Source organism: Mesorhizobium sp. M2A.F.Ca.ET.042.01.1.1, from assembly GCF_003997405.1.
Taxonomy (GTDB): domain Bacteria; phylum Pseudomonadota; class Alphaproteobacteria; order Rhizobiales; family Rhizobiaceae; genus Mesorhizobium.
In genome coordinates this window covers 1-21,138 of record NZ_RZRX01000030.1, presented here as the reverse complement: position 1 = coordinate 21,138, position 21,138 = coordinate 1, and the positions used below count along the sequence as shown (strand labels likewise).

Below are 21,138 nucleotides of genomic sequence, written 5' to 3'. Positions count from 1 at the left end.
AGTCAGGTCTGTTTCAGCTTCATTTCACGTCGATTGCAGGACTGTGTCAGGGTCGTTTCATGGCTGCTTTTGGCAGCATCCTGCATCGATCGAGTTGACTATGCGCCCGGACTGATGTTCAATCAAACGAAATGGAATGATGGATTGCATCAGAAAAATTGAAGGTCGGCTCCCATGAACGCCCCGCTCAATCACCCTTTGCCGCTGCTTGACCTCGATGTGCTGCGCACTTTCGTGGCGATCGCCGAGACCGGCTCCTTCACCACCGCCGCCAACGCGGTGTTCCGCACGCCGTCGGCCGTCTCCATGCAGATCAAGAAGCTGGAGGATATTCTCGGCCGTTCCGTCTTCGCGCGCGATGCGCGTTCGGTGACGCTGACGACGGATGGCGAGATGCTGCTCGGCTATGCCCGCCGGCTTTTGTCGATCAACCGCGAGGTGGTGTCGAAGTTCATCATCCCCGACATTGTCGGCGTGGTGCGGCTTGGCTCCCCGGACGACTATGGCGAGCGCGTGCTGCCGCATGTGCTGAAGCGCTTCGCGCAGTCGCATCCCTCGATCGCCGTCGACGTCACGATCGACCAGAGCATCAATCTGCGCCGGCGCATGGATGACCGCGCGCTCGACATCACGCTGCTCACCAATTCCTACAAGACCAGCGCCGTCGGCGCAGAGGTTCTGCTGACCGAGCCGATCGTGTGGGCGGGCGCCAAGGGCGGCTGCGCGCATCTGCGCGAACCTTTGCCGGTGTCGCTGTGGGAGGAGGGCTGCGCCTGGCGGGCCGGCGCGCTCGAAGCGCTCGGACGCGAGGGCCGCAACTACCGCATCGCCTATATGAGCGCCCACACGGCCGGCCAGCGCGCCGCGATCATGGCCGATCTGGCAGTGGCGCCGCTGCCGAAGTCGTTCCTCGGCGACGAAATGGTCTCGCTGGGCGCCAAGGACGGGATGCCGGAGATCGGCACCTACAATCTCGCCATGGTGGTGGCACCCGACGCCAGCGCGCCGGTGAAGGCCGTGGCCGACCATATCCGGGCGACGTTCGAACTGTTCCGCGAAACCGGCAAGTTCTGAACTATTCGCCTGCCGGCGCCGGGCGGGCTGCGAAACCAGCCTTTGCCCCGCGTCGCGCACGAGCCCGTCGGGGCGAAGGAGCCGTAAGGAAGTTGACGATGCTGTCGCGCGCGCGGCGCGCCTCAGGCATCTCGATCAGCGGCCAGACGTGGAACATGCCCTCCTCGTAGACCACGTCCACCTCCACGCCGGCAGCCCGCGCCCGTTCGGCGAAGATGAGATTGTCTGGTGTCAGCATGTCGCGTGATCCGGTCAGCAGCAGCGTTTTCGGCAGCAGGGACAAGTCGCCGTAAAGCGGGCTGATGTGCCAGTCTTTGCGGTCGAAACCGGCGCTGTAGAGCCGCACCGCTTCCAGCCCACCCGGAATGCCCAGCCAAGGATCCTGGCGCTCGGCCTCGAAGACTTCAGGATTTGCAAGCGAAACGTCGAGGCCGGGCGAGATCAGCACATGGCGCGACGGCGAGGGCAGGCCGTCCTCGGTCGCCATCATGGTCAGCACGACGGCCATGTTGCCGCCGGCGGAATCGCCCATGAAGACGATGTCTTCGGCCTCGGTCTCTTCGAGCATGCGCCGGTAGACGTCGCCGACCATGCCGAACATGGCATGGAAATCGTGCTCCGGTGCGATTGGGTAGATCGGCACGGTGATGCCGAAACCGAGACGCTCGGCCATCTCGGCGATCAGCCCCCAATGGTAAGAGGTGATCTGGAAGACATAAGCGCCGCCATGCATGTAAAGTATGCGCCGGCGTTCGCCCGCTTTCGGGGCGATCTCATAGACGGGAAAGCCGTCGATCTCGGTCTCGGTGATGTCCAGCCGCGCCTTGAGCAAGGCCGGCGGATGATGGTCCTCGGTCTTGCGGGCGTAGGCGATCCAGCGCTGCAGGTTCTCGGGACTGGAAAACGCCTTCTTGCGGCTGTGCCTGAGAACGAACGAAACGAGATGGCTTTTCAAACTGGGCATGCGGATACACGGATCTCGGCAGAGCCGACTAAGAGAATTCCCCCCGCTCTGCGAAGATCGTACCGCTGTTAAAAATGTCAAGGATCCACGCTGGCACATCGGCGTGATCCGGTGGTGCCGGTTTCCCTGTCTACGCAATTACGGAGGGGCTATGGCGAAGTCGCCGAGCCAGTCGCGGCGCGCTTTCCCTGGAATTGCTCAGCGCCGCTTCGGCAGCAGCGCGGCGCGCAGTTTATTGTCGCCGGCCGCCGGAGCCGCATCGCGGCCCCGGCGCTTGCCGAGCAGCTTGCATTTGTCGGCGAAGGTCATCAGCGCGGCGTGCCCAGAAGCAGCTTGTGCAGTGCTGCCTGCGGGTCGCTCGGCGGCGAGGCCGGCCAGCCGATATCCTTCTGGACATGTGCCGGCAGATCGTTGAGCGCGCGGATCGCCTTGTTCCTGGCATGAGCCTGCCGGACGGTGACACCGAAGCGGCTGAGATTTCCGAACATTGACATTTTCTTCTCCCTTGAAGACCAGCGGCGCCCGAGAATGATCCCCGGCCGCCATGCGATGGCCGCTAAATGCGTCACGCATGTATCGGGTCGATTTCGCGAGAACAGTGTTTCGGTTTCGGGATCGCGCGAATCCGGAAACATTTGCATGCAAATGAATTAAGCGGGCCGACGGGCCGGGTCCGGTCCGAATAGCTGCCATCGGCGGTTGACAGAGGCGGGCGGCTGCATAGGTATTGTGCAATGCGGCGTGGGGTGTGTGCACCGCAACATGATGCGAGACTGGTCAGGGCATCGTGACAAGCATACACAGCATTCAATATCTGCGCGGCCTCGCGGCGTGCGCGGTCGTTTGCTTTCACGTCAGCGAGCAGTTCGGCGGTCCGTTCGACGTCGGGGCAGCCGGCGTCGACGTCTTCTTCGTCATCAGCGGCTTCATCATGTGGGTGACGACGGCGGGCCGGCCAGCCAATCCCTGGCGTTTCATGGGGCGCCGGATCACCCGCATCGCGCCTCTCTACTGGATCGTCACGCTGCTGACCGCGATGGGCATCCTGATGAAGCCGCAGTTCTTCTACGACCATTTCTTCAGCGTGGCGAATTTCGTCGGCTCGCTGTTCTTCCTGCCGGTCCTGCAGGAGGATGCGCTGCACCCCATCGTCGTACAGGGTTGGACGCTTTGCTATGAGATGATGTTCTATCTCGTTTTCACGCTCGTCCTGTTCCTGGGCGAGCGGTGGCGGTTCGGCGTTCTGGTGGGTGCCCTTGCCGCTATCGTCGCGCTGCATTTCGTCCTGCCCGCGGGATACGCACGAGCCTTCACCGATCCTGTCGTGATCGAGTTCGCGGCCGGTGTCGTCGTGGGGCGCTTGTGGCTCCAGGACGCCAGGCTGCCGCTCGGGGCGGCGCTGGCTATAGCTGGCGCGGGATTCCTTCTGCTTGCGGCCGGCCAGTTATTCAACGCCGATTTGCCTCGCGCCTTGCTCTGGGGGCTTCCGGCCGCATTGATCGTGGCGGGCGCGGTTTTTGCCGAGCGGGCGCGGCCGTTCAAGCCGGATGCATTGCCCACATTCCTCGGCGACGCGTCCTATTCGATCTATCTGTGGCACATTGTGGTCGGCGTGCTGGCGACGGGTGTCGTCCTCAGGATCGCGATACCCGCAGCTTTGCAGCCGGTGACGATCATAGTCGCCACGCTCGCGCTCTCGGCGATGCTCTATTTGATCGTCGAAAAGCCACTGATCGCGCTACTGCACCCGCAGCGCCCCAAGGCCGCCGTGAAGGCCAGAAGCGCCGCAGCCGCAGGGGCCGCGGAATGAGCTGAAACGTTAGTCGCGGCCGCGGCGCGCCGCGCGCTCCTCGCGCGAACGCCGGCGCGGGGTGGCGTCGCCTGCGCCGCCGTCCTCGCTCATGGCCTTGCGCGGCGGCAGCTTCACCGCGGCCGCCAGCTTGGGGAAGGGGTCGACCTTGTTCGGCAGCGCCATGGCGTAGACGAAGTGCTCCTGGAATTTCGGTTCCAGCGCCGTCTCGATCTTCTCGATCCTGCTCACCGTCTCCTCGATCTCGCGACGGTAGCCGCGGTTGAGGAGCGCCATGCGCGCGCCGGCGCCGGCGGCGTTGCCGACGGCCGAGACCTTGTCGAGGTCGCAATCCGGGATCAGGCCGAGCACCATGGCGTATTTCGGATCGATGAAGGAGCCGAAGGCGCCGGCGAAGTGGATGCGGTCGACATGATCGGTGTGCTGCTTTTCCATCAACAGCTTGGTGCCGGCATAGAGCGCCGCCTTGGCAAGCTGGATGGCGCGCACGTCGTTCTGGGTGATGGTGATCTTCGGCTCGCCTTCCTTCAGCACATAGGAGAAGGTGCGGCCGTTGGCCACGATGCGCGGCGAGCGCGCCGAAAGCGAGCCGTCGACCACGCCGTCCTCCGAAATGATGCCGGACAGATACATCTCGGCGATCACCTCGATGATGCCGGAGCCGCAAATGCCGGTGACGCCGGTCGCCTGCACGCTTTCGGCGAAGCCCGGCTGATCCGACCACAGTTCCGAGCCGATGACGCGGTAGCGCGGCTCCAATGTGACGGGATCGATGCGCACGCGCTCGATGGCGCCGGGCGCCGCTCGCTGGCCGCCGGAGATTTCCGCGCCCTCGAAGGCCGGGCCGGTGGGGGAGGAGGCCGCGACAACGCGGGTCCGGTTGCCCAGCACGATCTCGGCGTTGGTGCCGACGTCGACGATCAGCATCATCTCGTCCTGGCGATGCGGGCCTTCCGACAGCGTGACAGCGGCGGCGTCGGCACCGACATGGCCGGCAATGCAGGGCAGCATGTAGAGGCGGGCGCCCTGGTTGAGCTTCAAGCCAATGTCGGAGGCCTTGATGCGCACCGCGCCCGAGACGGCGAGCGCGAAGGGCGCGCCGCCGAGCTCGGTCGGATCGATGCCGAGAAACAAATGATGCATGATCGGATTGCCGACGAAGACGGAATCCAGGATGTCCGCGCGCTGGACGTTGCCTTCTGCGCACACCTTGTCGACCAGGCTGGAGATGGCCTCGCGCACGGCAACCGTCATGCCTTCGCGGCCGTCCGGGTTCATCATCACGTAGGAGACGCGGCTCATCAGATCCTCGCCGAAGCGGATCTGCGGATTGGATGTGCCGGAGGACGCGGCGACGCGACCGGAGAGCAGCGACACCAGATGCATGGCAATGGTGGTCGAGCCGATGTCGCAGGCGAGGCCGTAGGCCTCGTTCTTCAGGCCAGGCCACAGCGCGATGACGCGCGCGATGTCGCTGTCGGCATCCTTGTGGATGGCGGCCGTCGCGGTCCAGTTGCCCTTGCGCAGGATGCCCTGCACCTGCGGCAGCAGATAGAAGTCGAATTCGAGATTCTTGAGACCCCAGTCCTTCATCAGGGCGATCTTGAGCCGGTCGAGGTCGCCGAGCGGCTTGTGCATGTCGGGCTCTTCGATCTCGACATAGCACATGCGGATCGCCGTATCGCGCGCGATCACCCTGGTGTCGGCGTCCTTGCGAATGGTCTGGGCGTTGATGACCGTGTCCTGCGGCACGTCGATGACGAGGTCGCCGAGGATCTGCGCCGAGCAGGAAAGACGACGCCGCTCGGGCAGGCCGCGCACGCGCTCGTAGCGCTCCTCCTTGGCGCCCTTGGGCGAGATGTGGTCGTTGGACGAGATGATCTTGTGCTTGGCGAAATTGCCTTCCTGGACCTCGATCTGGCAGCGCCCGCAGGTGGCGCGGCCGCCGCACACGCTTTCGACATAGACGCCGAGCTGGCGCGCCGCATCGAGCACCGGCGTGCCGACCGGGAACCGGCCGCGCTTGCCCGACGGCATGAACAGGACGAGCGGATCGGTGATGTTGGGGGGAGGATTCATGCTGGCACGCGTCTCGATGGCAATTGCCGATGCCGTTTAACGGATCGTTCTACTATTGGGCGGAGAGTCCGTTGGTCCAGGGGCCGACCATGTCGGATCTGCTGCTCTCCGCCATCTTCACCGCGTTCACCATGGTGCGCGTGATCAAAGGCTCGTGGCTGCGCAATCCGCATTACCTCGCCACCGGGATCGTCGGCGCGATCGTCGGAACCCTGGTGCTGCACGCCTACTGGCCCGCCTATGACGATGATTTCATCGTCGGCGGGGTCACGGGCATTTTCGGATCCTGGGCGGGCATGGTGTTGTTCGACGCAATAGTGGGCATGGCCTGAACGCAAAGCAGAACTGCCCGACCGCATCCACGATGCGATCGGACCAGCCTTGTTTGCGGTATGGCCCACGATTGCGCGCTTACCCCCTGGCCATGCGGGCTTCGCGGCCGCCGCGGCGGCGGCCGCCGGCGGCAGCGCCGTCGCCCGGCGTGGTGACCGCGACCGGAGCGGCAACGGCGTGGCCGCCTTCGGCCGGCTTGTAGTCCTTGTAGGTGCGGATCCAGTTGGTGCAGTTCTCGTCGGTGCCGTTGAGCACATTGGCGCCGCGCACGGCTTCCATTTCCTGCGGACGCACCGGGTTCATGATTGCGCTGGTCATGCCGGCGCCGATCACCATCGGGATGAAGGCGGCGTTGATGCCGTGGCGGTGCGGCAGGCCGAAGGAGATGTTGGAGAGGCCGCAGGTGGTGTTGACCTTGAGCTCTTCGCGGAGCCGCCGCAACAGCGCGAACACCTGGCGGCCGGCATCGCCCAACGCGCCGATGGGCATCACCAGCGGGTCGACGACGACGTCATGCGAGGGGATGCCGAAGTCGGCGCAGCGCTCGACGATCTTCTTGGCGACGGCGAAGCGGACATCCGGGTCCATCGAAATGCCGGTCTCGTCGTTGGAGATGGCGACGACCGGGACGTTGTATTTCTTGACCAGCGGCAGGATCGCCTCGAGCTTTTCCTCCTCACCGGTGACGGAGTTGACCAGCGGGCGGCCCTTGGCGACCTTCAGCGCAGCCTCGATGGCGGCGGTCACCGAAGAGTCGATCGACAGCGGCAGATCGACCAATCCTTGCACGATCTCCAACGTCTGCACCAGCAGCGCCGGCTCGGTGGCGTTGGGGTCGACGGCGGTGACTCCGGCATTGACGTCGAGCATGGTGGCGCCGCAGGCGGCCTGCTCCAGCGCGTCCTTGATGACGGTCTCGAAGTTGCCGGCCACCATCTCGGCGGCCAGCTTCTTGCGGCCGGTCGGGTTGATGCGTTCGCCGATCACGCAGAAGGGCTGATCGAAGCCGATGACGATTTCTCGGGTCGCCGAGGCGACGATGGTGCGGGTCATGCGATCTCTCCGTCGGGATATAAAGAGTTCTTTATATCGTTATCTGATTTGGTTCAAGTGAATGCGTGCCGACCACCTAGACTCTAAGTTCATGTATGTCGTTGTCCCAAAACCGGTTCCCACTTTTGGGCGACATACATCAATGCGCGGTCTTCACCATGTCCACCTGGGTTTCGGTAATCTCGTCGTGCAGTATGTGGTCGAGCCGCTGGGCGACGATCTGGTCGTCGCGGCGGATTTCGCGCTTCCAGGGCTGGCGGCCTTTCAGCACGCCGGATTCATCGACGATCTCGGCGACATATTCTTCCTGGCGGTAGGCCATCACATGGATGCCGGCGACGCCCGGGATTTCCTTCACCTCGTTGATGATGTCGATGCAGAGCTGCTTGCCTTCCTTCTTCTGGTCCTGCGCGCCTTCCAGCCGCTTGATCACTGCGTCGGGGATGTGAATGCCAGGCACGTTGGAGCGGATCCACTTCGCCGTCTTGGCGGAAGCCAGCGGGCCGACGCCGCAAAGCAGGAAGAGCTTCTCGGTGTGGCCGAGGTCGCGCGCCTTCTGCATGAAGGCTTTGAACATCGGCACGTCAAAGCAGTACTGCGTCTGCGCGAACTGCGCCCCGGCGGCGATCTTCTTGCCGAGATGGATCGGGCGGAAGTCGTAAGGCGGCGCGAAGGGATTGACCGCGCAACCGAGGAACACCTGCGGCGGCGTCGTCAGCTTGCGGCCGGACAGGAACTTGCCGTTGTCACGCATGATGCGGATGGTTTCGAGCAGCGACATGGAATCGAGGTCGAAGACAGGCTTGGCGCCCGGCTGGTCGCCGGCCTGCACGCCATCGCCGGTGAGGCAGAGCATGTTGGCGACGCCCATCGCCGCGCCGCCCAGCACGTCACCCTGGATGGCGATGCGGTTCTTGTCGCGGCAGGCGATCTGCATGATCGGCGCATATCCCATGCGGGTGAGCAGCGCGCAGATGCCGACCGACGACATGTGGCAATTGGCGCCCGAGGCATCGACCGCGTTGATGGCGTCGACCCAGCCGTCGAAGATCTTGGCGCGGTTGTAGACGTCTTCGGGATCGGCGCTGTCGGGCGGGTTGAGCTCGGTGGTCACCGCGAACTCGCCGCGGCGCAGCACGCGCTCCAGCCGGCCGCGCGAGGTGTGGCCGGGCAGGGGATCGAGCGGCAGGTGGATGCCGGCCGGGTTCTCGTCGCGCTGGCGGGCGTTCATGCCGAAGCTCCGGGGGTCTGGGTCGTTTCACGCGCCGCGGCGGCCTGCGCCGTCACCCGCAGCCAGGCCGAAGTTTCGCGCAGCGACTGATCGACCGGCTTCTGCACGGTCAGGATCTTGTCGCCGTGAACCATGTTGCGCGAGCCTTCCCAGGCCTTAACCCAGACGCAAGGCATATCCGGCTCGACCTCGCAATTGCCGTTGGCGCGCACGCCGCCGCACGGGCCGTTGCGCAGCTGCTTGGGGCAGTTCATAGGACAGGACATGCCGGTGGAGGAAAGCACGCACTGGCCGCACATACGGCAATCGAACATGAAGCCCTTCACGCGCTTTTCGACAAACTTCACCGGAGCTTCGACCCGGCTGTAGCCGATACCCTTCCACAGGGGGTGCAGGAGCAGGAAGACATCGGCGAACCGGCTGTAGAACCATTCGAGCAAGCGCGAATGCCTGATCGACCACAGCCGCACGGCAAAGGTGCGCTGGACGCGGCGCTGCGGCGACACATCGGCAGGCTTGTAGTCGGATTTCGGCGCTGCCTTCTTGACCAATGTGGCCTGGGTGACCGCCGGCTGCTTGTCAGACATTTTCTTTCCCGCCAGCTTTGACCAGAGCGACCAGCCGCTCGCGATCATATTTCGCGTCGAGTTCCTGATAGGCCTTCTCCACCTCGGCCTCGATGTCGTCGCCGACCGGAACCGGGTCGGCCTTGCGCCATTCCGCCAGATAGTCGTCGGTGCCGCCGGCGCCGGTGCGCATGGCGCACATGTCGATCGCCTCGGTGAAGCGCAGCGGCAGCTCGCGCTTGGCGTTCTGCCGGCCCTTCCTGACGATGACCTGGGCGGGGATATCGCGCCAATAGACGACGATCAGATCGGCCATGAATTCTCAACTCCTCGATGTCATGGAGCATTGCCGCATGCGCTGTTGGCCCGCTTGTTATGGGACGACGCGCGCCCCTTCAAAAGCGACGCTGGCGATGGCGCAAAGCGAATGCTGGAATCCGTTGCCGGCCAATCACCAGACGCGCTTCGTCAGGCCGGTCCAGAGATAGGACCAGATCGTCGGGTGATACCATTGCTTGGACGGCAGGCCGGGATCGATCGTTTCCAGTCTGCCGGCCAGCGCATCCTTCACCGCCTCGACGCAGATATCGCGCGAAAACGCTGCCTGGCGCAGCGCGTAGCTGGCGATGGTGTCGCCCGTCTTGGGTTTGCCGCGCGCCTGCTTCAGCACGCCGCCTGTGTCGACCCCGGCATCGACCAGATGCACGGTGGTGCCGAAGTTCTGCGCGTCGCCGGAGGCCAGCGCCCAGTAGCCTCCATTCATGCCGCGATATTTCGGCGCGATGCCGGCGTGATAGTTGAGCACCGGGCAAGGCATCCTGGCCAACGTGTCCTTCGACAGCAGCCTGCAACCGGCGAGCAGGACGACACCCGGTCCGATGCTGGCGATTTCCTTCAGGCACTCCGGCCCGTTGGCTGAGGGCACGTGGATGATCGCCTGGCCCTGCCGCGGTTCGGTGTCGAGCTTTTCCTCGGCGATCAGCCGCTCGGCGTGGCCGGCAAGGAAGCGCTTGCCGAGCCTGGTAAGCACCATCGTGCCGAGCTGCCCGATGGCAGAGATCCAGCCCTGCCGCCGGCCGCGGCCCATGAGCAGTCGCTTTTTGGATTCAGGAGCTTCGAGGACGACGCTGACGGGACCGACACGATCAGCAATCGCATTGACGATGGCCCAGATGTGCGGGCCACCTTCGGTGACGACCACGATCGGTCGCGTATTCGATTCCGACGCTGCCACGGCAAGCACCCGCTTTGAAAACCGGGCGCATGCTATGCGGGCTGGGTTAATCCTTGGTGTGCCGGAGGCGGCTCAGTACCCGGCTCAGCGCTTGAATTCCATGATGTCGAGCTTGGATTCGTAATAGGGCGCGGGGAATTCGATGCGCCATTCGCCGGCGCTGTTGCGGAAGGCGTAGCCGACCTGGTCGCTCTCAGGACCGCTGCCATAGGGCTTGGCCTTGTCGTTGTTCACCGAGAAAGAGCCGAGATAGATCGAGCGCTTCTCGCCATCGTCGAAGAAGCGGCCGGTTGTGCGTTGCGAGCCGCTGATCTTCATAAGCCGCCAGCCGGAACCGTCGTCGGTCACCTTGCACTTGAACCAGCCATAGATGATCAGCGGGCTCAAGCCGCCCGCCTTGATGGTGCGGCACTTCCAGTTGCCGGTGAGGTCCTTGTCCGAGAAGGCGACAAGCGGTTTGGCGAGCAGGTCATCCAACTGCTTGACCTCCGCCGGATCGCCGGCCTTTGCCTCCTCGAGGGCGGCCTTGCGCGTCTCGCCATACTTATCCAGCCGCGCCTTGTCGGCGGCAGTGATCAGCTTCTGCACCTCGCCGTCGGCATGGGCGGGTAAGGTGAGGGCGATAAGGCCGAGAGCGGCAAAAAGCAGGCGAGGGATCATCAAATCGTTTCCTCAAATCGATGGCTGGAACAGTTCTTTTCGTCACTGGCGCACAACTTACCGGTTCGCGATCGTCTGTCATCCGTGCTTAACAGCGTGGGCTCGGAAAAATGGTGTTCGATCGATGCGGATCTTGCTCACGGGATCGTCCGGCTGGCTGGGCAGCGCGCTTGGGCCTCGGCTCGAGGCGCTCGGCCATGAGGTGGTCGGTCTCGATCCGGTTGCCTCGGCGCGCACGCAGGTCGTCGGCTCGGTCGCGGACCGCAACCTGGTCTTCGGAACTGTCCGCGACAAGCGCATCGAGGCCATCATTCACAGCGGCGCGCTGCACAAGCCGAACATCGAGCACTTTGAGAACAGCGCCTTCGTCGCGACGAATGTGCAAGGCACGCTCAACCTGCTCGACGCGGCGGTTGCCTGCGGCGTCGAGCGTTTCGTCTTCACCTCGACGACGTCGCTGATGATCTCGCAGGTGATCCGCGCCGGCTTCCAGGGCGGCGCGCGCAAGGCGGCCTGGCTGACGGAGGAGATGTCGCCGGAGCCGCGCAACATTTATGGCGTGACTAAACTGTCGGCCGAGCATCTGTGCCGTCTTTATAACCTTCAGCATGGATTGCCGGTTGTGGTGCTGCGCACCGCACGCTTCTTTCCCGAAGCCGACGATATGGCGCATGCGATCGAGCAGTCAGACGCCAACACCAAGGCCAACGAATTGCTGTTTCGCCGGCTGACGGTGGAGGATGCGGCCGAGGCTCATGTCGCGGCGCTGGAGAAAGCTCCGCTGCTCGGGTTCGACACGTTTATCATCTCGGCACCGACTCCGTTCCGGCTGCTGGACTGCGCCGAGCTCATCGCCGACGCGCCATCGGTTGTCGCGCGCTATTTCCCGGATTATCCCGGGCTCTATGCGAGGAAGGGCTGGACGATGTTTTCGTCGATCGACCGCGTCTACGATCCCTCGCGGGCGGGGGAGCGACTCGGCTTCGTCTGCAAGACAAGTTTTGCCGATGTATTGGCGGCGCTCGAAGCGGAGGCGTGAAGCCGTCAGGCGCCGGTTGCCACCCGCGCCAATTCGCTCGTCAGATCACCATAGCCAGTGCGGCGGCGCTCGTAGGCGAGGCCGAGCATAACCGCAGCCTTCTCGGCGACCTTGTCCAGCTCCGGATCGTCGGTCTGGGCGAGATAGATCAGCTTCTCGTAATTGCCGAAATAGTCCTTGATCAGTTCGGGATGCCGGTCGAGGCCGAGCGGCTTGATGAAGAAGGCCTCGAACTGGCGGCAGAGGAAGTCGGTCATGTAGAACGACATCATGTCGCCATCGGCGACCTTCGCATAAGCGTCCATGCCCTGGTAGAAGGCAAAGCAGTGCGGCCCGGCCATGCGCTCGACGCCGTGCTTCTCGATGACGCGGTCGAGCAGGCCGCCAGTTCCGCAGTCGGCATAGCCGACGAAGATGTGATCGTAGCCCTCCGCCTTGGCCTTCTCGATCGCCTTATCCATCGCCGGCGCGATGCGGTCCGGATAGAAATGGAACTCGGCCGGCAGGCAGGTCAGCTCGAGATGGTCGAGCTTTAGCTGTTGCTTGACGGCCAAAACTTCGCGCGCAATCATCCCGCAGGCGATGACGAGCAGCCTGTCTGTTTGATTCGGTTCCGTTTTTTGCGTCTTGACCAAGTAGGGCCGGCCTTCGCTGCGGGGCTTAATATCTGTCGAGGGAGACACCGTTCATGAAACTGCTACGCGTCGCGCCGATCGCCATCCTGGCCTTTGCGCTTGCGCTCACCGCTTGCGCCAACACCATCCGGGGCGTCGGCAAGGACGTCAAATCGACGGCAAGGGCGGTCAAGGACACTGTCAACTGATCGGCAGCCTTTTCCATCATCTGGGAACAAAAAAGCCGCGCTGCAAGGCGCGGCTTTTTTAGATCCATCCTGATGCCTCGTATCAGGCGGAAGCGCGAACGTTGTGCTTGCGCTTCATGAAATCCTTTGCGGTTTCGACGGCCACCGCGGCGTCGCGGCAATAGGCGTCGGCGCCGACGGCCTTGCCGAACTCCTCATTGAGGGGCGCGCCGCCGACCAGCACGACATAATCGTCGCGGATGCCCTTTTCCTTCATCGTGTCGATGACGACCTTCATATAAGGCATGGTGGTGGTGAGCAGCGCCGACATGCCGATGATGTCGGGCTGGTGCTGCTCGATGGCGTCGAGATATTTCTCGACCGCGTTGTTGATGCCGAGGTCGATGACGTCGAAGCCGGCGCCTTCCATCATCATGCCGACGAGGTTCTTGCCGATGTCGTGGATGTCGCCCTTGACGGTGCCGATCACCATCTTGCCCTGCTTGGGCGCGCCGGTGGCGGCGAGCAGCGGACGCAGAATGGCCATGCCGGCCTTCATGGCGTTGGCCGAGAGCAGCACTTCCGGCACGAAGAGGATGCCGTCGCGGAAATCCTCGCCGACGATGCGCATGCCCTCGACCAGCGCCTCAGTCAGCACCGTATAGGGCTGCCAGCCGCGCTCCAGAAGGATGTTGGTGCCTTCCTCGATTTCTTCCTTCAGACCGTCATAGAGGTCGTCGTGCATCTGCTGCACAAGCTCCTCGTCGGAAAGCTCGGAAAGGATGATCTCGTCGTCGGCCATTTTTCCTCGGGCTCCTTGCTGCTCGGAATGACTGCGGCAGCCTAAAAATCGATGCGCCAATACCTAACCCGCGAGGGCAAGCTAGCCATAGCTGATTTGCGACTTCCCGCAAAAGGAAAGCGACTGAAAAATTGACGCTTTTCTTGTCGATTTTGCGACAGGCGTTGGCGCTGGCTGGCCGTTTCCAATAGGGTGCATGGCTACGATCCAGGCAAGAGGCGGCAGCGACGGGCCGCCCCAGCCAATTCAGGCCAAGTTACAGGAAGAACGATCATGAGCGATAACGCGGCAGTCGAGCAGGAAGCGCCGGGCGGACGACGCGGTCGCGGCGCCAGCGGCGGCGCGGCAGCACGCCGGGCAGCCCGTTCGGGCGGCGGTCCGGGCACCCAGCTCACCTACATCAAGCGCAAGATCAACGTCTACGAGGTCCTCAACGAGGAAGGCCTGGCGCTGATCGAGAAGAACACCGATACGGTGCTGGAAGAGATCGGCATCATCTTTCGCGATGACGCCGAGGCGCTGGCGCTGTGGAAAGAGGCCGGCGCCGACGTCAAGGGCGAGCGCGTGCATTTCCCCAAGGGGCTCTGCCGCTCGCTCTTGAAGACCGCGCCTTCCATCTACACCCAGCATGCGCGCAATCCGGAGCGCTCGGTGCAGATCGGCGGCAACGCGACCGTGTTCGCGCCGGTCTACGGCCCGCCCTTCGTGCGCGACCTCGACGGCAACCGCCGCTACGCGACGATCGAGGATTTCCAGAATTTCGTGAAGCTCGCCTATATGGCGCCGTCGATCCACCATTCGGGCGGCACGGTGTGCGAGCCGGTCGACGTGCCGGTCAACAAGCGCCACCTCGACATGATCTACGCGCATATCCGTTACTCGGACAAGCCGTTCATGGGCTCTGTGACCGCGCCGGAGCGGGCCGAGGATACGGTTGCGATGGCCAAGCTCGTCTTCGGCGACGACTTCGTCGAGAACAACACGGTGCTGACCAGCCTGATCAACGCCAACTCGCCGATGGTGTTCGACGAAACCATGCTGGGGGCGCTGAAAGTCTATTCGCGCCACAACCAGGCCTGCATCGTCACGCCCTTCATCCTGGCCGGCGCGATGAGCCCGGTGACGGTCGCCGGCACGCTGACGCAGGTGCTGGCCGAAGTGCTCGCCGGCGCCTCGTTCACGCAGCTGATCAAGCCCGGCGCGCCGGTGCTGTTCGGCACCTTCGCCTCGTCGATCTCGATGCAGTCGGGCGCCCCGACCTTCGGCACGCCGGAGCCGTCGCTCGTCTCCTACGGCGCCGCCCAGCTGGCGCGCCGGCTCGGCCTGCCGTTCCGCACCGGCGGCTCGCTTTGCGCCTCGAAGATCCCGGATGCGCAGGCGGCCTATGAGAGCGCCAACACGCTCAACTCGACGATCCTTGCCGGCACCAATTTCGTGCTGCATTCGGCCGGCTGGCTCGAGGGCGGTCTCGCATCCTGCTACGAGAAATTCATGATGGACATCGACCAGCTCGGCATGCAGCAGAAATTCTGCGAGGGCGTCGACCTGTCGGAAAACGGCCAAGCGATGGACGCCATCCGCCAGGTCGGTCCGGGCAGCCACTATCTCGGCTGCGACCACACCCAGGCGAATTTCCAGACGGCCTTCTACCGCTCCAACATCGCCGACAACAATTCCTACGAGCAGTGGCTGGCCGAGGGCGAGAAGACCGCGCCGCAGCGCGCCAACGAACTCGCCCGCCGCTGGCTGGAAAGCTACGAGGCGCCGCATCTCGATCCGGCCATCGACGAGGCGCTGAAGGACTTCATCGCCAAGAAGAAGGGGTCGATGCCCGACGCCTTCACTTGAAAGGAGCCCGATTCAGGCCGGGCTAAAGTGGCCGACATCATCCATAAGGAAGTCTGGCGGAGCGCGTTCTCCGACCCGGACCGGAAGGGATGATTCTTTCACACGGCGCAGCTATCCTCCGGCGGGTTCTGCCGGAGGTCGAGATGAGGCGAAGAGCATTCAAGGGGATCGCGGCTGATGCTGCCGCGTCGTTCATCAGTCGTAACAACGACCTTCATGGCTATTGGGCGATCGGCAAACTTCATTCCCTTGCTAGGGAGCACTCGACGACCAAAATCCTGATCGAGCTACTAGGGCGGTTGGCTGAAGCGTTGTCTGAGTTCGCTTCAATAGCTGCGCGATACGGTTCGATGATCGAAACTCAAGCCGCGTCCAAAGCCCTCACGATTCGTTCTTGTAAAATTGAAGTTGAATTCGATCTGCCCAAGACCCAGCAGTGCTTGGTGGGCGAAACTGGCTTCATCTGCACGGTGACGATCGTCGACGACCGAGGGCAAGCTTGGTCTCATGACGCTTCCGGTTGCTCCCGCCCGCATGATCCAAAGAGAGAATTGCGCAGCTCGCGAGTTCGTGGCGAAGTTCAAGCCAGATGACCGTTGGTTGTGATCATGTCAGTGAAGCTCTGGCCCGGCATGGACTCATCCTTCGCGGGGGCTTCAATTTCGTTGACTGCGAAGATGCTCCTGTCGACCCCAGAAACGTCCCCGCCAAGTCCGCGCTGCTGGTAGGGCAGGCAGGAGCGGCGCCTTGGCCGCATTTCCAGCAATGGCGGGAACGGCAGGCGAGGGACATCACCAATCCGCTCGACAGCTGGGCTCGCGAGGTGATCGGCGCGGTCGCGCAAGGCTGCGGCGCGCGAGCCGTTTCTCCTTCGGATCGGCCTTACCTGCCGTTCCAGCAATGGGCGATGCGGGCGGAAGGGCTGAAGCCGTCGCCGCTCGGCATCCTCATGCATCCTCAGTATGGGCTTTGGCACGCCTATCGCGGCGCGTTGCTGTTCGAGGACGAGATTTCTGTTCCCGAACCTCATGCGGCGATTCATCTTTGCGACACATGCGTCGAAAAACCCTGCCTGAAATCCTGTCCTGTGGACGCCTATTCGGTGGATGGCTTTGCGCACCAGGCGTGCCTGGCGCATGTGCGTGGCACGGATGGTGCGCCTTGCCGCGCCGGCGGCTGCCTCGACCGCAACGCCTGTCCCTATGGCGCTGAATATCGCTACCCGGCTGATGTCCAGGCTTTCCATATGGCGGCGTTCGCCGGGGTGTAGACATTCTTCCGGACCGCACGGAAACTTGACCGCCGTTGAGATGTCGTGGCTTGCCCTGGCGGGCGGCGCAGATATCTATCGCGTGGCAACGAGCGGAGCGCGCAATGACGAAGCGGGACATCGAGATCAAGACCCTGGACGGCACGGCGAAGGCTCGGCTGTTTCGTCCAGCCGCGCCGGCCAAGGCCGGAATCATCCTCTACATGGATATTTTCGGTCCGCGTCCGGTGCTCGACCAGATGGCGGAGCGCCTCTCTGGGCATGGCTATGCCGTGCTGGTGCCCGATCTCTTCTATCGCTATGCGCCCTATGGCCCGTTCGATCCCAAAACCGGGTTCACCGATGCAAAGACCAAGGCCCTGCTGTTGATGCTGAGCGGCGGTACGACGCAGGGCATGACCATCCGCGACGGCAGCGCCTTCCTCGACGCGTTCGCGGCCGAGGGCATTGGCGGACCGATCGGCGTCGTCGGCTATTGCATGGGCGGCGCGCGGGCGTTGAACGCGGCGGCGAGCTATCCGGACCGGATCGTTGCCGCGGCAAGCTTCCATGGCGGTAATCTGGCCAGCGACGCGGCCGACAGCCCGCATCGCAAGGCGGCTTCGATCAAGGCGCGCGTCTATGTCGGCGTCGCCGGCGTCGACCATAGCTTCCCGCCCGAGCAGTCGGCGCGGCTGGCGGAGGCGCTCAGGGTGGCAGAGGTCGACCATACGATCGAGAACTATGTCGGGGTCGGCCATGGCTGGTGCGTGCCCGATCATGGCGTCTATGACGAGGCGGGCGCTGAACGCCACTGGAAGCGGCTGACGACGTTTTTCAAAGAGACGCTGGGCTGAGTTTCGGTCTCGGATTGTAGTGCGCGTGGCCTAGCGCGAGCCTTCGAATGTCCGCGCCGCCCCTCATCCGCCCTTCGGGCACCTTCTCCCCGTGGAAGGGAGAGAAGGAAAAAGTGGTGTCGCAAAAAAATCTTTTCATCGCCCCAAGGATTGGCCATTAGCCTTCGTCCAACGGGCAAATGAAGGCGATGATGCTGGACGACAGCGAAGCCTCCGATGCCGAGTTGATCGGGCGGGCGAGGGGCGGAGACAGGGGGGCTTTCGGCAAACTGGTCGAAAGGCACTATGGCTTCGTCTATCGCGCCGCCTATCGCTGGTGCGGCAGGAAGGCCGATGCTGAGGACATCGCCCAGGATGTCTGCGTGCGGCTCGGCCGCGCGGTCCGCGACTATCAGGGCAATGGCGCCTTCACGACATGGCTCTATGCCATGACGCTGAATGCTTCGCGCGACATGATGCGCAAGCGCGCCCGCGACGCCGCCAAGACCGATGCCTATGGCGCTTACGCGTCGATCGCGGGCGAAGCGCCGACGGACGATCCCGCCGAGGCGTTGTGGGCCGCGGTGCGGATGCTGCCCGACAAGCAACGCGATGCGGTGCTGCTCGTCTATGGCGAAGGGTTGAACCACGCCTCCGCGGCGGAGGTGATGGCGATCTCGGAGACGACGGTTTCCTGGCACATCCATGAAGCGAAGAAACGGCTGAAGGTGCTGATGCGTTCAGCCGGGGAAGTGTGACCATGGTCGACGACAACGAACTCGAAAGGCTGCGCGATCTCGCAATGCCTGCGCCGGACGGCGAAGCGAAGGCGCGTGCGATGGCCGCCGCCATGCAGGCCTTCGACCTCGATGAAAAAAATTTGGCGGCCCCCCAAGGAACGTCCGCAGGCCTTCGTCTCACGGAGCGAGCACAAAAGCTCTGGAGAGACATCATGCAACGGAAACTCATTGCCACGCCGGCCATCACCGCGCTGGTCGCGCTGCCTATCGCCGGCTACGCCGCTTTCGAGATGCTGAAGGAACAGCCGGCCGTCATTGCAGCCAATGGCACGGTCACCGAGACGCTGGCCGACAAGCCGGTGGAGCAGAAGCCCGCGCCTAGGCAACCGGCGATCAATGAGCCGCTAGCGGCTGCGCCGGCGAAGGAGAAGAAGATCGACGCCGACAGCGAACGGCGCGTCGAAGATGAGGCGCAGGTTGCGCCGACATCACAGCCGACCTCTGGGCTGAACCAGTCAAACGACTTGGCAAAGCGCGAAGACGGTACGTTAAAAGATTACGCCAAGCAGGAACTGGCGCTAAAGGCAGCACCTGCGACCTCACCTGCACCGGCAGAGGTTGACCAACTGGCGGGTGGGCGCGCGAATACCCAGGCGCCGGCAACCGCGATGCAGTCTGCGCAGATGCCGGCGGGCGCGGTCGCCGATTCCAAGATGATGGTGCAGCCCGCGCCCATGCCATCCGACCAGATGCAGCCGCAGGAGGAAAACCGCGACCGCATCGAAACCTTCAAGACCAATCCGGTGCACGAGACCGCCCAGGACCCGGTCTCGACCTTCTCGATCGATGTCGACACGGCCTCCTATTCCTTCGTGCGGCGCTCGCTGAAGGAAGGCAGCCTGCCTGATCCGGACACGGTCCGCGTCGAGGAGATGATCAACTACTTCCCCTATGGCTGGAGGGGGCCGGATTCGGCGTCGACGCCGTTCAACTCGACCGTTACCGTGATGCCGACGCCATGGAACGAACACACCAAGCTCATGCATGTCGCGATCAAGGGTTTCGACGTGAAGCCGGTCGAGCAGCCCAAGGCCAACCTCGTCTTCCTGATCGATGTCTCCGGCTCGATGGACGAGCCGGACAAGCTGCCGCTGCTCAAATCCGCCTTCCGCCTGCTGGTCAGCAAGCTGAAGCCCGACGACACCGTCTCGATCGTCACCTATGCCGGCAATGCCGGCACGGTGCTGATGCCGACCAAAGCGGCGGAAAAGCAGAAAATCCTTGCTGCCATCGATAATCTCGAGCCCGGCGGATCGACGGCCGGCGAGGAAGGCATCCGCGAGGCCTACAAGCTTGCCCAACAATCCTTCGTCAAGGACGGCGTCAACCGCGTGATGCTCGCCACCGACGGCGATTTCAATGTCGGCCAGACCGATGACGACGATCTCAAGCGGCTGATCGAGAAGGAGCGCAAGACCGGCGTGTTCCTCTCGGTGTTCGGTTTCGGGCGCGGCAATCTCAACGACCAGATGATGCAGACCATCGCCCAGAACGGCAACGGCACAGCCGCCTATATCGACACTTTGGCCGAAGCCGAGAAGGTGCTGGTCGAGGATGCCTCCTCGACGCTGTTCACCATCGCCAAGGACGTCAAGATCCAGGTCGAGTTCAATCCGGCCAGGGTTTCCGAATACCGTCTCGTCGGTTATGAGACCCGGGCCCTGAAGCGCGAGGATTTCAACAACGACCGCGTCGATGCCGGCGATATCGGCTCGGGCCATTCGGTGACCGCGGTCTATGAAATCACGCCGAAAGGGAGCGGCGGCGAGCAGGTCGATCCGCTGCGCTACGGCCAGGCCAAGGTCGACAATGGCGGCGTCGCCAATGCCGACGAATATGCCTTCGTCAAGATCCGCTACAAGCTGCCGAGCGAGAATGTCTCGAAGCTGATCACCACGCCGGTGACCACCGCCAACGAGGTCTCGTCCTTCGACGCGGCCGGCGCCGACCAGCGCTTCTCGGTCGCCGTCGCGGCCTTCGGGCAGAAGCTGCGCGACGAGGACCAGACGGCGAATTTCGGCTATGATCGGATCGCCGAGATCGCCAATGCCGCGCGTGGCGCCGATCCGTTCGGCTACAGGGCGGAGTTCCTGTCGCTGGTGCGCCTGGCCTCATCGCTGGACGGCAACAAGTAGAGAGCCGAAGGGCAGGGACCGAAATAGCGAAGGCCGGCGGGCAATTCCTGCCGGCCTTTTCCGCGATCGTTAAATTGCGCTGCTTTTCCGGAATATCATCGCAATTAACTTTTGTTAGTTCGTGCGGATAGACGAGCATCAGGGGCGGGCATTGCATATCACCACGAACTGGAACGCGGCGGCGACGGCAAACACGACGCCGGCGCGTGCTCCGACGCTGGAGTCGACGCGCATTCGAAGCGATGTCGATGCCGCCCGCAACACGGCGCTTTCGGCGCTCAACAACGACCGTTTTCGCGTGATGCTGGAACAGATCACCGACCCCGGCGCGTCGGGCGCGCTGGCGACCATGAATTCCGAGAACGTCGTCGATCTCAGCACCGCGCTGTCGCGCTACGCCGAAAACAGCAAATAATCGGGGCCCGTCAGGCGCGGCTGCGCCTGCGTTCGCGCCTGCCTTCGCCGCTGTCCCCGGCGCTTGCCGTCTTGTTGCGCATCGGACCGATGCGCTCGACGATCGTCTCGACGGTCGGGCGCTCAGCCTTGGTGTGGCCGTCGAGCGCCTTGCGCATGGCGGCAAGGTGGGCGAAGGAGGTGCCGCAGCAGCCGCCGACGATCTTGTC

General features: G+C 63.6%; 23 protein-coding genes and 1 pseudogene. 12 read left to right on the top strand and 12 right to left on the bottom strand.

The window, feature by feature from the left end; translation table 11 throughout:
* Positions 1-174 precede the first annotated feature (174 nt).
* On the top strand, positions 175-1,074 hold the full coding sequence (locus EOA23_RS07110) for a LysR substrate-binding domain-containing protein (RefSeq protein ID WP_042645025.1): 900 nt from the start codon (positions 175-177) through the stop codon (positions 1,072-1,074).
* Position 1,075: 1 nt separating this feature from the next.
* On the opposite strand, the gene EOA23_RS07105 is transcribed toward EOA23_RS07110, so the two are convergent.
* Positions 1,076-2,038: an alpha/beta hydrolase gene (locus tag EOA23_RS07105; RefSeq protein WP_127303374.1), complete on the bottom strand. Its 963-nt coding sequence runs from the start codon at positions 2,036-2,038 to the stop codon at positions 1,076-1,078.
* Positions 2,039-2,346: 308 nt separating this feature from the next.
* Positions 2,347-2,532, bottom strand: coding sequence for a hypothetical protein (locus EOA23_RS35615; RefSeq protein WP_127874242.1), 186 nt, complete (start codon positions 2,530-2,532; stop codon positions 2,347-2,349).
* 293 nt (positions 2,533-2,825) lie between these two features.
* On the opposite strand from EOA23_RS35615, the gene EOA23_RS07095 reads away from it, so the two are divergent.
* Positions 2,826-3,848 carry an acyltransferase gene (locus EOA23_RS07095; protein WP_245474047.1) on the top strand — a complete coding sequence of 341 codons (1,023 nt, stop codon included), beginning with the start codon at positions 2,826-2,828 and terminating at the stop codon, positions 3,846-3,848.
* A 9-nt stretch (positions 3,849-3,857) separates the two neighbouring features.
* Here the strand turns inward: EOA23_RS07095 and EOA23_RS07090 are convergent, their stop codons facing one another.
* The gene (locus EOA23_RS07090) at positions 3,858-5,927 is read right to left on the bottom strand and encodes an ASKHA domain-containing protein (protein WP_127303373.1); all 2,070 of its coding nucleotides are present in this window, start codon (positions 5,925-5,927) and stop codon (positions 3,858-3,860) included.
* Positions 5,928-6,016: 89 nt separating this feature from the next.
* On the opposite strand from EOA23_RS07090, the gene EOA23_RS07085 reads away from it, so the two are divergent.
* On the top strand, positions 6,017-6,259 hold the full coding sequence (locus EOA23_RS07085) for a hypothetical protein (protein WP_245474045.1): 243 nt from the start codon (positions 6,017-6,019) through the stop codon (positions 6,257-6,259).
* Positions 6,260-6,338: 79 nt separating this feature from the next.
* On the opposite strand, the gene EOA23_RS07080 is transcribed toward EOA23_RS07085, so the two are convergent.
* The 6 genes from EOA23_RS07080 to EOA23_RS07055 form a co-directional block, all read right to left on the bottom strand.
* A complete protein-coding gene (locus tag EOA23_RS07080; RefSeq protein WP_126060275.1) occupies positions 6,339-7,313 on the bottom strand; it encodes a methyltetrahydrofolate cobalamin methyltransferase in 975 nt (324 codons plus the stop codon).
* A gap of 139 nt (positions 7,314-7,452) precedes the next feature.
* The gene (locus EOA23_RS07075) at positions 7,453-8,544 is read right to left on the bottom strand and encodes a methylenetetrahydrofolate reductase (protein ID WP_126060276.1); all 1,092 of its coding nucleotides are present in this window, start codon (positions 8,542-8,544) and stop codon (positions 7,453-7,455) included.
* Positions 8,541-9,131 carry a methylenetetrahydrofolate reductase C-terminal domain-containing protein gene (locus EOA23_RS07070; RefSeq protein WP_127303371.1) on the bottom strand — a complete coding sequence of 197 codons (591 nt, stop codon included), beginning with the start codon at positions 9,129-9,131 and terminating at the stop codon, positions 8,541-8,543. Before EOA23_RS07070 ends, EOA23_RS07075 begins: the two co-directional genes overlap by 4 nt.
* The gene (locus EOA23_RS07065) at positions 9,124-9,426 is read right to left on the bottom strand and encodes a virulence factor (protein ID WP_042645018.1); all 303 of its coding nucleotides are present in this window, start codon (positions 9,424-9,426) and stop codon (positions 9,124-9,126) included. The genes EOA23_RS07070 and EOA23_RS07065 overlap by 8 nt, the downstream gene beginning before the upstream one ends.
* A 135-nt stretch (positions 9,427-9,561) precedes the next feature.
* Positions 9,562-10,344, bottom strand: coding sequence for a formyl transferase (locus EOA23_RS07060; RefSeq protein WP_127303370.1), 783 nt, complete (start codon positions 10,342-10,344; stop codon positions 9,562-9,564).
* 84 nt (positions 10,345-10,428) lie between these two features.
* Positions 10,429-11,004: a DUF4893 domain-containing protein gene (locus tag EOA23_RS07055; RefSeq protein WP_127303369.1), complete on the bottom strand. Its 576-nt coding sequence runs from the start codon at positions 11,002-11,004 to the stop codon at positions 10,429-10,431.
* Positions 11,005-11,128: 124 nt separating this feature from the next.
* Between EOA23_RS07055 and EOA23_RS07050 the strand changes: the two genes are divergently transcribed.
* A complete protein-coding gene (locus tag EOA23_RS07050) occupies positions 11,129-12,043 on the top strand; it encodes an NAD(P)-dependent oxidoreductase (protein WP_127303368.1) in 915 nt (304 codons plus the stop codon).
* A gap of 5 nt (positions 12,044-12,048) precedes the next feature.
* Here EOA23_RS07050 and EOA23_RS07045 read toward each other — a convergent pair whose 3' ends face one another.
* Positions 12,049-12,678 carry a DUF1638 domain-containing protein gene (locus EOA23_RS07045; protein WP_126060281.1) on the bottom strand — a complete coding sequence of 210 codons (630 nt, stop codon included), beginning with the start codon at positions 12,676-12,678 and terminating at the stop codon, positions 12,049-12,051.
* A gap of 53 nt (positions 12,679-12,731) precedes the next feature.
* Between EOA23_RS07045 and EOA23_RS07040 the strand changes: the two genes are divergently transcribed.
* Entirely contained in the window at positions 12,732-12,866 is a 135-nt protein-coding gene (locus EOA23_RS07040) for an entericidin A/B family lipoprotein (RefSeq protein ID WP_127303367.1), read from the top strand.
* 82 nt (positions 12,867-12,948) lie between these two features.
* Here EOA23_RS07040 and EOA23_RS07035 read toward each other — a convergent pair whose 3' ends face one another.
* Positions 12,949-13,647, bottom strand: a complete 699-nt coding sequence (locus tag EOA23_RS07035) for a B12-binding domain-containing protein (protein ID WP_042645014.1) — start codon at positions 13,645-13,647, stop codon at positions 12,949-12,951.
* A 273-nt stretch (positions 13,648-13,920) separates the two neighbouring features.
* On the opposite strand from EOA23_RS07035, the gene EOA23_RS07030 reads away from it, so the two are divergent.
* The 7 genes from EOA23_RS07030 (at position 13,921) to EOA23_RS07000 (ending at position 20,930) form a co-directional block, all read left to right on the top strand.
* Positions 13,921-15,495 carry a trimethylamine methyltransferase family protein gene (locus EOA23_RS07030; protein WP_127303366.1) on the top strand — a complete coding sequence of 525 codons (1,575 nt, stop codon included), beginning with the start codon at positions 13,921-13,923 and terminating at the stop codon, positions 15,493-15,495.
* A gap of 89 nt (positions 15,496-15,584) precedes the next feature.
* Positions 15,585-16,088: a hypothetical protein gene (locus EOA23_RS07025; RefSeq protein ID WP_127303365.1), complete on the top strand. Its 504-nt coding sequence runs from the start codon at positions 15,585-15,587 to the stop codon at positions 16,086-16,088.
* Complete coding sequence (locus EOA23_RS07020) at positions 16,085-16,765, top strand: 4Fe-4S dicluster domain-containing protein (RefSeq protein ID WP_127303364.1); 681 nt, start codon at positions 16,085-16,087, stop codon at positions 16,763-16,765. The genes EOA23_RS07025 and EOA23_RS07020 overlap by 4 nt, the downstream gene beginning before the upstream one ends.
* 104 nt (positions 16,766-16,869) lie before the next feature.
* Positions 16,870-17,601 carry a dienelactone hydrolase family protein gene (locus EOA23_RS07015; RefSeq protein ID WP_127303363.1) on the top strand — a complete coding sequence of 244 codons (732 nt, stop codon included), beginning with the start codon at positions 16,870-16,872 and terminating at the stop codon, positions 17,599-17,601.
* A gap of 179 nt (positions 17,602-17,780) precedes the next feature.
* Positions 17,781-18,338, top strand: coding sequence for an RNA polymerase sigma factor (locus EOA23_RS07010; protein ID WP_127303362.1), 558 nt, complete (start codon positions 17,781-17,783; stop codon positions 18,336-18,338).
* Between the two features lie 2 nt (positions 18,339-18,340).
* Positions 18,341-20,515 carry a VWA domain-containing protein gene (locus EOA23_RS07005; protein ID WP_127303361.1) on the top strand — a complete coding sequence of 725 codons (2,175 nt, stop codon included), beginning with the start codon at positions 18,341-18,343 and terminating at the stop codon, positions 20,513-20,515.
* 151 nt (positions 20,516-20,666) lie between these two features.
* A complete protein-coding gene (locus EOA23_RS07000) occupies positions 20,667-20,930 on the top strand; it encodes a hypothetical protein (protein ID WP_127303360.1) in 264 nt (87 codons plus the stop codon).
* A 10-nt stretch (positions 20,931-20,940) separates the two neighbouring features.
* Here the strand turns inward: EOA23_RS07000 and EOA23_RS06995 are convergent.
* Positions 20,941-21,138, bottom strand: a pseudogene (locus EOA23_RS06995) (methionine synthase); the annotation flags it as partial.

Coding starts and splice junctions, on each gene's coding strand:
- EOA23_RS07110 (WP_042645025.1), top strand. CDS start 175: ATGAACGCCCCGCTCAATCACCCTTTGCCGCTGCTTGACCTCGATGTG.
- EOA23_RS07105 (WP_127303374.1), bottom strand. CDS start 2,038: ATGCCCAGTTTGAAAAGCCATCTCGTTTCGTTCGTTCTCAGGCACAGC.
- EOA23_RS35615 (WP_127874242.1), bottom strand. CDS start 2,532: ATGTCAATGTTCGGAAATCTCAGCCGCTTCGGTGTCACCGTCCGGCAG.
- EOA23_RS07090 (WP_127303373.1), bottom strand. CDS start 5,927: ATGAATCCTCCCCCCAACATCACCGATCCGCTCGTCCTGTTCATGCCG.
- EOA23_RS07085 (WP_245474045.1), top strand. CDS start 6,017: ATGTCGGATCTGCTGCTCTCCGCCATCTTCACCGCGTTCACCATGGTG.
- EOA23_RS07080 (WP_126060275.1), bottom strand. CDS start 7,313: ATGACCCGCACCATCGTCGCCTCGGCGACCCGAGAAATCGTCATCGGC.
- EOA23_RS07075 (WP_126060276.1), bottom strand. CDS start 8,544: ATGAACGCCCGCCAGCGCGACGAGAACCCGGCCGGCATCCACCTGCCG.
- EOA23_RS07070 (WP_127303371.1), bottom strand. CDS start 9,131: ATGTCTGACAAGCAGCCGGCGGTCACCCAGGCCACATTGGTCAAGAAG.
- EOA23_RS07065 (WP_042645018.1), bottom strand. CDS start 9,426: ATGGCCGATCTGATCGTCGTCTATTGGCGCGATATCCCCGCCCAGGTC.
- EOA23_RS07055 (WP_127303369.1), bottom strand. CDS start 11,004: ATGATCCCTCGCCTGCTTTTTGCCGCTCTCGGCCTTATCGCCCTCACC.
- EOA23_RS07050 (WP_127303368.1), top strand. CDS start 11,129: ATGCGGATCTTGCTCACGGGATCGTCCGGCTGGCTGGGCAGCGCGCTT.
- EOA23_RS07040 (WP_127303367.1), top strand. CDS start 12,732: ATGAAACTGCTACGCGTCGCGCCGATCGCCATCCTGGCCTTTGCGCTT.
- EOA23_RS07035 (WP_042645014.1), bottom strand. CDS start 13,647: ATGGCCGACGACGAGATCATCCTTTCCGAGCTTTCCGACGAGGAGCTT.
- EOA23_RS07030 (WP_127303366.1), top strand. CDS start 13,921: ATGAGCGATAACGCGGCAGTCGAGCAGGAAGCGCCGGGCGGACGACGC.
- EOA23_RS07025 (WP_127303365.1), top strand. CDS start 15,585: ATGATTCTTTCACACGGCGCAGCTATCCTCCGGCGGGTTCTGCCGGAG.
- EOA23_RS07020 (WP_127303364.1), top strand. CDS start 16,085: ATGACCGTTGGTTGTGATCATGTCAGTGAAGCTCTGGCCCGGCATGGA.
- EOA23_RS07015 (WP_127303363.1), top strand. CDS start 16,870: ATGACGAAGCGGGACATCGAGATCAAGACCCTGGACGGCACGGCGAAG.
- EOA23_RS07010 (WP_127303362.1), top strand. CDS start 17,781: ATGAAGGCGATGATGCTGGACGACAGCGAAGCCTCCGATGCCGAGTTG.
- EOA23_RS07005 (WP_127303361.1), top strand. CDS start 18,341: ATGGTCGACGACAACGAACTCGAAAGGCTGCGCGATCTCGCAATGCCT.